Annotated in this window: 11 protein-coding genes; 1 reads left to right on the top strand and 10 read right to left on the bottom strand. The window is 65.7% G+C overall.

All coding sequences use genetic code 11. From position 1 onward, the window contains the following. Window positions 1-47: 47 nt before the first annotated feature. Window positions 48-698, top strand: coding sequence for a type IV toxin-antitoxin system AbiEi family antitoxin domain-containing protein (locus IEW58_RS13445; protein ID WP_188645574.1), 651 nt, complete (start codon window positions 48-50; stop codon window positions 696-698). Window positions 699-716: 18 nt separating this feature from the next. On the opposite strand, the gene IEW58_RS13450 is transcribed toward IEW58_RS13445, so the two are convergent. The 10 genes from IEW58_RS13450 to trbF form a co-directional block, all read right to left on the bottom strand. Next, complete coding sequence (locus IEW58_RS13450) at window positions 717-1772, bottom strand: nucleotidyl transferase AbiEii/AbiGii toxin family protein (protein ID WP_188645575.1); 1056 nt, start codon at window positions 1770-1772, stop codon at window positions 717-719. Beyond that, a complete protein-coding gene (locus IEW58_RS13455) occupies window positions 1769-2422 on the bottom strand; it encodes a DUF6088 family protein (RefSeq protein ID WP_188645576.1) in 654 nt (217 codons plus the stop codon). The genes IEW58_RS13450 and IEW58_RS13455 overlap by 4 nt, the downstream gene beginning before the upstream one ends. 91 nt (window positions 2423-2513) lie before the next feature. Further along, on the bottom strand, window positions 2514-2888 hold the full coding sequence (locus tag IEW58_RS13460; protein WP_188645577.1) for a response regulator: 375 nt from the start codon (window positions 2886-2888) through the stop codon (window positions 2514-2516). A 31-nt stretch (window positions 2889-2919) separates the two neighbouring features. Next, window positions 2920-3948: a sensor histidine kinase gene (locus IEW58_RS13465; protein ID WP_188645578.1), complete on the bottom strand. Its 1029-nt coding sequence runs from the start codon at window positions 3946-3948 to the stop codon at window positions 2920-2922. A 4-nt stretch (window positions 3949-3952) separates the two neighbouring features. Beyond that, window positions 3953-5392 (bottom strand): DUF7125 family protein, encoded by a 1440-nt coding sequence (locus IEW58_RS13470; protein ID WP_188645579.1) that lies wholly within the window; start codon window positions 5390-5392, stop codon window positions 3953-3955. A 190-nt stretch (window positions 5393-5582) separates the two neighbouring features. Further along, entirely contained in the window at window positions 5583-5783 is a 201-nt protein-coding gene (locus IEW58_RS13475; protein WP_188645580.1) for a helix-turn-helix domain-containing protein, read from the bottom strand. Window positions 5784-5785: 2 nt separating this feature from the next. Continuing rightward, window positions 5786-6001, bottom strand: a complete 216-nt coding sequence (locus IEW58_RS13480; protein WP_188645581.1) for a DUF2274 domain-containing protein — start codon at window positions 5999-6001, stop codon at window positions 5786-5788. Between the two features lie 10 nt (window positions 6002-6011). Next, window positions 6012-7238: a TraB/TrbI/VirB10 family type IV secretion system protein gene (locus IEW58_RS13485; RefSeq protein ID WP_188645582.1), complete on the bottom strand. Its 1227-nt coding sequence runs from the start codon at window positions 7236-7238 to the stop codon at window positions 6012-6014. Then, on the bottom strand, window positions 7235-8095 hold the full coding sequence (gene trbG, locus IEW58_RS13490) for a P-type conjugative transfer protein TrbG (protein ID WP_188645583.1): 861 nt from the start codon (window positions 8093-8095) through the stop codon (window positions 7235-7237). Before trbG ends, IEW58_RS13485 begins: the two co-directional genes overlap by 4 nt. Continuing rightward, entirely contained in the window at window positions 8092-8871 is a 780-nt protein-coding gene (trbF, locus tag IEW58_RS13495; RefSeq protein WP_188645584.1) for a conjugal transfer protein TrbF, read from the bottom strand. The genes trbG and trbF overlap by 4 nt, the downstream gene beginning before the upstream one ends. Window positions 8872-9015 lie beyond the last annotated feature (144 nt).

Here is a 9015-nt window from a genome sequence, read left to right on the forward strand (position 1 = left end):
TAGCACCTTTGGCATTTAGCGAAAGATGTGATAAAACCTCTGCTATTATGAAATCTAGCAAAGGAAATATCACGCCTCTTCCGGACGCTTCCCAGCGAACGCGCGCGCTCGAACTGCTCGAAGCGCGAGGCCTCATGCGCTTCAAGGATTTCACCGCGGAAGGCATTGCTCCGGAGACGCTTGCGCGGCTCGTGCGGGCGCAAGACGTCGAGCGACCGGCTCGGGGCCTCTACCAGCTCCCCGACGTTGCCGCCGGCGCGGCACATGTGCTGGCGGAGGCTTCGGCGCTCGTTCCGAAGGGAATCGTCTGTCTGACGTCCGCTCTGCAATATCACGGTATCACGCTCCAGATGCCGTCAGCCGTCTGGATGGCGATCGACCGGACGGCCTGGCGGCCAAGGACCGACTATCCGCCGATCCGGTTCGTTCGATTCAGCGGACACGCCCTCACGGATTCGATCGAGCAGCACCGGATTGAAGGCATCGACGTGCGGATTACGGCGCCGGCGCGGACAATTGTCGACTGTTTCCGCTATCGCAACAAGGTTGGAATCGACGTGGCGATGGAAGGGCTGCGAGAGGGACTGCGCAGCCGAAAGGCAACGCCCGACCAGCTTTGGGACTACGCGAGGACGACTCGGAGTTGGTCGGTCATCAGGCCCTATCTCGAAGCAACGGTGGCGAGCCATGACGCGTGAGGCGGGGAAAAACGCTGGTCAATCTCTAGCGTGCATCCCGTTCAGCCTCGATTGTAGCGCGGCAATACTCTCGATCACGGCGTCGAAATCTGGCGGCGCGCCGAAGATCATGGTGCTCATTGCCGAGTAATCGCGTCGCAGGTCGTCAAACATGGCTCCTTCGGGGCAGAGCGCAAAATTGGGTGCGACCGCAGATGCGAGATCGAAATCGGGCCTGTTGAAGAACATGCGGGCATGCGCGACGCAGTCGGCGCCCATTTCGGGATTGGCGAGCGCCTTCTCGCCGACCTCGGAGGTCATGAGCATGTGGATGTCGTAATAGTGGCGGGATACACGGTGGCCGCCGCCGCGCAGTTCGCCGCGAATGTCGAACCAGCTGCGCAAGCCGTGCAGGATCACCACCTTGTCCCAGAAGGTCCGCTCGGCATCGACGATCGTCACGTTCGGCACGGCAAGGTCGAGGTCGGGGGCATCCTCGTCGACGTAGGGCCGGATGGAATGGGCTGAGTTGGGGTCGAGCGCAGATTTGGCGCCGGATTCGATCTTCACCGCCTTGTCTATGTAGCCATCGGCGGGCGTGGCCGTCGGATAGTAGACCAGCAGCGTCTGGCTATCCCCGTCATGCGGCACGATACGGAGCCGGTCGGCGGGCAGGCCGGTGCGCTCGGCCGTCGCGGCCGCGATCGCTGACAGCTGCTCCAGCAGCGGGCCATTGATGTAGACTTCGCATGCTGCCTTGATGGCATCGAGTGCCGCCTCGCGCTTTTTGCGGCTGAGCGCCTGGAGCTCCCCGATGCTCGCGGCTTCGCCGAGATCGTCGCGAAATACCGTGACGTCGATGTCCTCGGAGAAGCGTCGGATCAGACCGAAGCCCTTAGACAGCGAAGTACCGCCTTTGAACAGCAGCCTCGGGCCTTCGGGAAGGCCATTGAATAGTGCGTCTAGCGTCCAGCAGACCCAGAAGTCCTTCTCGACGTTTTGCGGTGTCGTACCGAGGCGCAGCGCGGTCGCTGTGAAGAGACCCGACCGCGTGTCCTCATTCGCGGACAGGATCGCATCGTAATTGGAATTCATGCAGCTTCGGACTCGGCGGCCAGGAGAGCTCTCAGATAATCCTGCATCCACGCCGGCAACGCCGACATGCCGTCGCGCAGGTCTTCGCGCAAGCACTTACCTTCGGGCTCCCGCGAGAGCATCTGGCGGAGCTTGCGACGGATCGCCTGGCCCTCTTCCGGGTCGGCCGTGGTATCGCGCAGCCAGTGGAGCGCCTGGACGATCCGCATCGCCGGGCGGCCTGCCCAAAAGAGCTTGCTGGCGGCTGTGGGTCGGAAACTGATGTCGAGATTGCCGAGACGGACCGGCTTCAATCGAGAGTCGGTGTGGACGATGATCTTGGCGGGCACGGCATTGGTCAGTCCGAGATCGTTGGCGGCGGTCATGCCGTCAACCAAGACCCGGATCTGGTCTCGGCGGGCGATCGCTTCGACCACTTGGCGGGGATCCGGGGGATTGGGCGCCTTGGTGAGGCTGTTGAAGTCGGGCTTGTCGTAGAGACCCCGGTCGATCCGGCGCAGCGTGTCGGCGGCGACAAGACGTTGGAGAACCTTGTCGATCGCATCGCGCGTGCCGAGGTCGAGGAAGTCTGCCGGCGTCCAAACAGTGCGTGGTGCGGCACCGCCGATCCGCTCAAGGACACAGTTCTTCAGGTCTACCGAGTCGGTCATGTCCGAAATTTGTATATGTTTTTCGGACAAAAAGCAAGTTGCACTGTCCGAAATTTGTAGCCATTTTTCGGACCACGACAGCGTGAGGTCGTTACGCCGCACGATTTCGAAACAGTTCCAGGCCTTCCGCCAGATCCTGGCCCGACACCGGCTTGGCGATCGTGGCAAGCGTCAGAGACGGGTATTCGGCGGCAAGCGTGGCCTGGCCGGTCACGAAGATACTCGGGACGCCGCGCTCCTTCAGCCATGCGGCCGCCGCCGGCCCCGTGCGTCCATCGGTGAGGTCGATGTCCACCAGCGCTCCGTCGATCTCGAACGAATCGAACTCCTCCTTCAACTCGGTGAAGCTGCACAGAGAGCCGACAAAGACATGGCCGAGCTCTTCGATCAACGCTTCGACATGAAACGCGATCAATTGGTTGTCTTCGAGATAAAGGATGCGAAGCGGCGGCGAGTGCGAATTCATTGCTCGAAAATCGTCTTGAGGCGTCCAAGTTTCAGCGGATTCGAAAAAATGGTCCGGTGATAGTGCAGCGCAGCCCCTGCGGGTCGAACACGATCTCGGGTGGAGCGCCGAACAGGCCGCGTATGGCGGAACGAATATAGCGTGTGCCGTAGCCGGGCGCCGACGGCTCGACGACCGGCGGACCGCCGCTCTCTACCCATCTGATCGTCAGCATGGGTTCGCTGTCCGACGATAGCTCCCACTCAACCCGCACCCGTCCTTCGGGGCAGGACAGTGCGCCGTACTTGAGGGCGTTGGTGGCGAGCTCGTGCAGGCACAGTGCGAGCGTGGTTCCGGCGTTGTGGCGTATCTCGATGGCCGGCCCGTGGGCGGTCACGCGGTCCTTGCCGGCAATCCGATAGGGCCTGAAGGTGCGCTCGACGACCTTGGCGAAATCGATGGTTTCGCTGCCGGCTTCGAAGACGGCGGAGTGGACGTTCGACAGCGCCATGAGCCGTCCGGAGAAATCTTCGACGAATTGGTCGAGCGAGGTGGTGTTCCGGCGCGTCATGTCGAACATCGCCCGGACGCTGGCGAGGATATTCTTCACCCGGTGGTTGAGCTCGTGGCGGAGTTCGACCTCGCGCTCGATATGGTCCCTCACGTCTCTCTGGCGGAAGCGGGACAGGAGCGCCGATTGCACGCCGCTGAGCAGCTCCAGCGTTGCTACGGGCCGCTGGTAGAAGATCTGGCGCGACCTCGGCCACGCGGCGCTCAACTCCGAACGGATGCGAGCGTGCGGCGCGGCGCGGTCGAGAAGGACGATGATCGGCATCTCGGCCCAAGCCGGTTGGTCCGCAAGATGCCGGGCAATAACCTCCAGTGCGGCCGGATCGAGCGCCTCGTGCGTGACGACCAGCATGCCCGGCCCTTCGGCAAGCCGGGTCGCCAATTCCTTGGAATCGGCAGCCTGCCTGACGGTGACGTCGTGCTCGACGAGCAGCGTTCTCAGATAGTCGGCGTCTCGGCGATACGGCGCAAGGACCAGCACCCAGTCGAGCGTGCGGTCGCTTCCCGGCATCGCCTCACGCTTCGGGGAGCGGATTGTAGGGGATCACGCTGACGCCGGAGCTTTCGATGAAGAGCTCGCGCACGTCGAGGTCGTGCGGCCCATGCCGCTTTTTCACCACCGTGATGTTGCGGCGCAGCCGGCCTTCGTGCTCGACGATGCGCAGCAGCAGCACCGTATCGCCGAGGAAGCTCACGTCGACGTCGATGCCGACGTCCTGGCCGAGCAGGCCGTGCTGCGCGACGATCAGGATCGTGAGCACGCCGGCGCGGGCCAGATACTTGAGCAGCGACTGGATGTCGCGCACCGCCTTTTCGCGATGGGGCAGCGAATTGATGTAGCCGGTGAAGCTGTCGATCACCACCACGCGGACCTTCTCGCCGGTTACCGCCTGCTCGACGATCTGGCCGAACTCGCCGGGCGATATCTCGTTCGGGTTGAAGTCGCGAATGATCAGCTGGCCGTCCTCGTAGAACTGGCGCAGCTGCATGCCGAGGCCCTCGGAACGCCGGAAGAAGGTCTCGAGCCGCTCTTCAAACAGGAACAGGGCGACGCTCTCGCCGCGCTGGAGCGCCGCGGTTGCGTAGAGCGAGGCCATGGTGGACTTGCCGGTGCCCGACTGGCCGATGACCAGCGTCGTCGTCCCGGATTCCTGGCCGCCGCCGAACATCTCGTCGAGGGCATCGACGCCGGACTTGATAAGCTGCGGCTTGACCGTCTCGGCAGCGGTGCCCGGAACGACCCGGGGGAACACGACGACGCCCTCGCCTTCGCGGATGGCCATGTCGTGATAGCCGTCCACCACGGGCACGCCGCGCATCTTGCTCACCTCGATGCGGCGGCGGACCGGGCCATATTCGTCGATCGACTTGTTGAGGCAGATGACGCCGTGCGCCACGCCTTCAACTTCCTCGCCGGCATGCTGGGCGTCGCGGACCTGCGTATCGAGCAGGAGCGCGACGACATTGCGCTTGGCGAGGAAGGCCTTGAACGCGATCAGTTCGCGGCGGAAGCGCGGCGTGTCGCCGGTGATCAGGCGGATTTCGAGAAGCGAGTCGTAGACCAGGCGGCTCGGCTTGTGCTCCTTAATCGCGTCTTCGATCGCCTTGCGCGTCTCGTCGAGACGCAGCTCGGCGGTCTGGAAAATGGTCTGGTCGGCGGCGCTGTTGACCGCGTCCGACGCGGACAATTCCTCGACGCGGATTCCGTCCAGTGTCCAGCCGTGGGAGACGGCGATCGCTTCGAGCTCGGCCCTGGTTTGCGAGAGACTGACATAGATGCAGCGCTCGCCGGCGGCCACGCCGGCACGCAGGAACTGGAGTGCCGCGGTCGTCTTGCCCGACCCCGGCGCGCCTTGAATGATGTAGAGGTTGGAGGCCGGCAATCCGCCGCGCAGGATTTCATCGAGTCCTTCGATGCCCGAGTTCACTATCGCCTGCTTCTTGCGACCAGCCACATCCACCTCTCGATTTATGACGATCCCGCCCGCCGTGTGCCGCCGGGGCGAACCGTGTCGAATTCGGTCGTCGTTGCGCGATGAGGGCTGGCTGCGGCATCGCCCGACCTGCCTTGCTCATCGCGCATGGCGATACACAGGTACGATGGCGGTCAGTGTTCGATAGCCGACACAACGCAGCGGCGGCCAATTAAACACCGGTCAGGGCCCTAAGGCTCCTGAACGGAATGAGGGTGCACCGGCCCACTTTCACCGTCTCGAGGTCGCCCGACTGGATCAGCTCGTACAATCTCGACCGGCTGATCCCGGTGAGCTGGACAGCCGTCGAAATCCGCACCGTCAGCGGTTCGATCGCGGGCTGCTCGGCGCCTGCCTCGCTGCGGCCGGCCATGGTCATGGCCTTCCGCGACCGCGGGAAAAGGCGCGGTCGTTTTCGAGGAAGCAGGCGAGTATCGCCGGAATGAGCTCGGCGACCGGCTCCTCCTTTCCATAGGCCTCCCGATACGCGGCCGCGTAGGCGCCGAGGGCAGAAGCGAGATCGGGCGTGATCGTGATGCTGAGCTTGATCGGCGTTCGATCGGGCAGCTGCGGAAGCTTCAGCTCGGGCATTTTCATCCTCCTATTCGTTCCAGGGTTCCAGGATGAGGTCGCGGTGCACGATCAGGCGGATCGGCGTGCCGGGGCGGATCGTGATCGTCGGCTGGATGTTGAGGTTGCGCGTGGTGAGCTGGTCGCCGGCGCGCGCACCGTTCTGCTGCGTCGACTCCCGGATCGCCTGCACGAGGTCGCTTTCGCCGGTGAATGTCAGGTTCGAGCCGACCCCGAGCAGGGTCGAGAGCGCCACGCCCTTGAGAAGCGACCAGGTGTGGAAGTCGACCTTATCGGCGACGCCGGCATAGCCTGCCGCATCGCTTGCCGGCACGTTATCGATCCGCAGCGACCGGCCGTCGGGAAAGACGATCCGTTGCCAGACGAGGAGCGCGCGCGTCTGACCGAAGGCCACCACGCTGTCATAGCTTCCGATCAGGCGCGTCCCCTGCGGGATCAGCAAGACGCGTCCGGTCTGGCTGTCGAAGACGCGCTCGGTGACCTGCGCGATGACCAGTCCGGGCAGATCCGACCTCAGGCCGGTGATGAGGCTCGCGGGGATGACGTGGCCCGCGGACAGCAGGTGGGGCGAAGCAGCCGCCTGCACGCCGTGCGGATTGACGTCGCCGCCCCGATCGAGCCCGGCCATGAAATCGGCCTTCCGGGCCTGCGCATTCGGATCGCGCTGGGGATCGAGCGCCAGTCGCGAACTCGCCGTCGGCGCTTCGGGAGCGTCGGCAACGGGCGCGGCAGCAGGAGCAGAATTTGGTGCGCTCGTCTGGACCAGTACGCCGGACTCGCGCGCGCTTCGCGCTTGCGCCGCGATCCGTTCGCGCTCCGCCTGCGCGGCTTGCTCTCGCTGGCTCAACACGTCTGACGGTGGGGCGCCCGGGCCCTGCTCGGCCATCGCGCGTTGGTGCTCGAGGATTGGGCGCCCGAGGTCGCCGGGAAGCGGCGGGCCGAGTTTTGGCGCCTCGGCATAGCTGGAGGGCAGCGCGCCAAGCGTATCAGCCGGCGGCCGCGCCGGCTCGCTGGCGTTGTCGTCGTTGGCGACGAGCTGGAAGGTTCGCGGCTTCAATGCCACCCAGGCCGCCGCCACGATGCCGACGACGGCGATCGCCGTCAGGGCCACGATCACGCTTCGCTTGAAGCGCACGACACGGCCCGGCCGCGCGCGAAGGACGAGCGTTTCAGGATCGACCTTGGCGCTCTGCGCGGGCTCGCCCGTCACGCCACCGGATACGGGCGCCTCTGTCATGACCGCCTCCGCCCATCGGTTCCGCGGACGATCCGAACGACATCCTGGCGCTTGGCGCCAAGCCGCAACTCGGCCCGGTCGAACAGTCGGTCGACGATGTAGAAGCGGCCCTGCACGCGGTAATTGACCAGGCTCGCCTTTCCTTCGCGGTCGACCAGGAAGAGCGGCGGCGCTTCTCCGACGGCGAGCGAGGCCGGAAATTCGATGTAGGTTTGCCGGCCGTCGTCGAAGGCGCGCAGCGGCTTCCAGCTTGGGTCGTCGCCGGTGATGCGATAGGCGAAATTGAGCTTCTCGATCTCGAGGCCGGCAGCCAGCGGGGTCGCGGTCTGTGTCGGCGTGCCCGTCCGGTCGAGGGCGAGCAGCGCGTCCTGCGGATAGGTCCAGGAGAGCGCCGCCATGGCCGGTCCGGCCGAGCTGCTTAAGCTGAGATGATAGGTTCGCCGGTCGGTGGTGACGACGAGATTGGTCGAGAGGCCGGCAGAGAAGGGTTTGACGAGGACGTGAACCCGTCGCCCGGCACCGGAGCCGCTGGTGGTGTCGCCGATGACCCAGCGGACTGTGTCTCCGCTGGCAACGGAAACGAGCGCCTCCCCGGCCTGCAAGGCGATGTCGGTGACGCGCCCCGGCGCGGTGTAGACGCGGTAGAGGGCGCCCTCGGCATAGGCGAACACGGCTGCGCCATTGACGAAGTCGCCTTGCGACGGCTCGATGGTCGCCGCGCGGTTGGCCGCGTGCACGGCATCTGCCCGCTGCGCTGCGCTGCGCGTCGCATCCGCGGCCGAGCCCGGCGAGGCGGCGATCATTGCAGTGACGGCAGCCAGGGAGGCGAGCTGCCTTGGGAAGGACAAGAACGTCATGGCCGATACTCCGGAACAGGCGCTGAAGGGAGAGCTTCGCCGGTGGGCGGCGGGGCTGGAGGCGGAAGCGGTGCGGGTTGCGGCGATGGGGCGGGTTCGAGCTCGCGGCTCCAGTCGACCGCGTCGACGTAGATTCCCAAGGGATTGCGCCGCAGCGTGTCGGCCGACGGCGGTGGCCGGCGGACGACCGCCAGGATCGCCGTCCAGCGCGAGGTGCCGGCCTGCGCGCCCCGCTCGAACGCCGTCTCGGTCCACTTGACCTGGAAGGACCGGTCCGATGCCCGCACCACGCTGGTGACCTGCACGGAGACAGTCCTCTCGCCCACGACGTCGAACGGCCGCGCCGAGTTCGCATAGTCGCTGAGGAACTGGCCGCCGCGCCGGGTCACGAAGTCGTAGGCGGACAGCCAATCCCGGCGCATCAGCACCGGGTCGAGCGAGATCGTGCGGACATGCTCGATGAAGCGGGCGAGGTGCCAGGCAACCTGGGCATCGCCCGGCTGATAATCGCGGTCGGCCGGGGCCACGGCGCGAGCCTCGCCCAGGCTGTCGACTTCCACCACATAGGGGACGACGCGGCTCTGCAGGGACTGCCAGATGAGCGCACTCGACATGGCAACCGTGAGGCCGAGACCGCCGAATGCCATCCACCGCCAGTTGCGCGCCTGGACACGCGCCGCGCCGATGCGCTCGTCCCACAGCTTGCCGGCGCGCTGGTAGGGCGTTTCGGGCTCGGGGGTGCGGCCGTAGCGCTGGACGCTGCGCTTGAAGAGCATGGCTAGTCCTCCTTTTCCTTGATGTCGGGCGTCGCGCCCGCGCCGCCGCGGTCGCCCTCGCGCAGCGCCTGGAGTGCGACATGGCGGTGCTGGGCGGCGCCTTGCTGCCGGCGGAGCTGCTGCGCCCAGGCCGGCGCGGCGTCG

It is taken from the genome of Tsuneonella deserti (assembly GCF_014644315.1).
GTDB lineage: Bacteria > Pseudomonadota > Alphaproteobacteria > Sphingomonadales > Sphingomonadaceae > Tsuneonella > Tsuneonella deserti.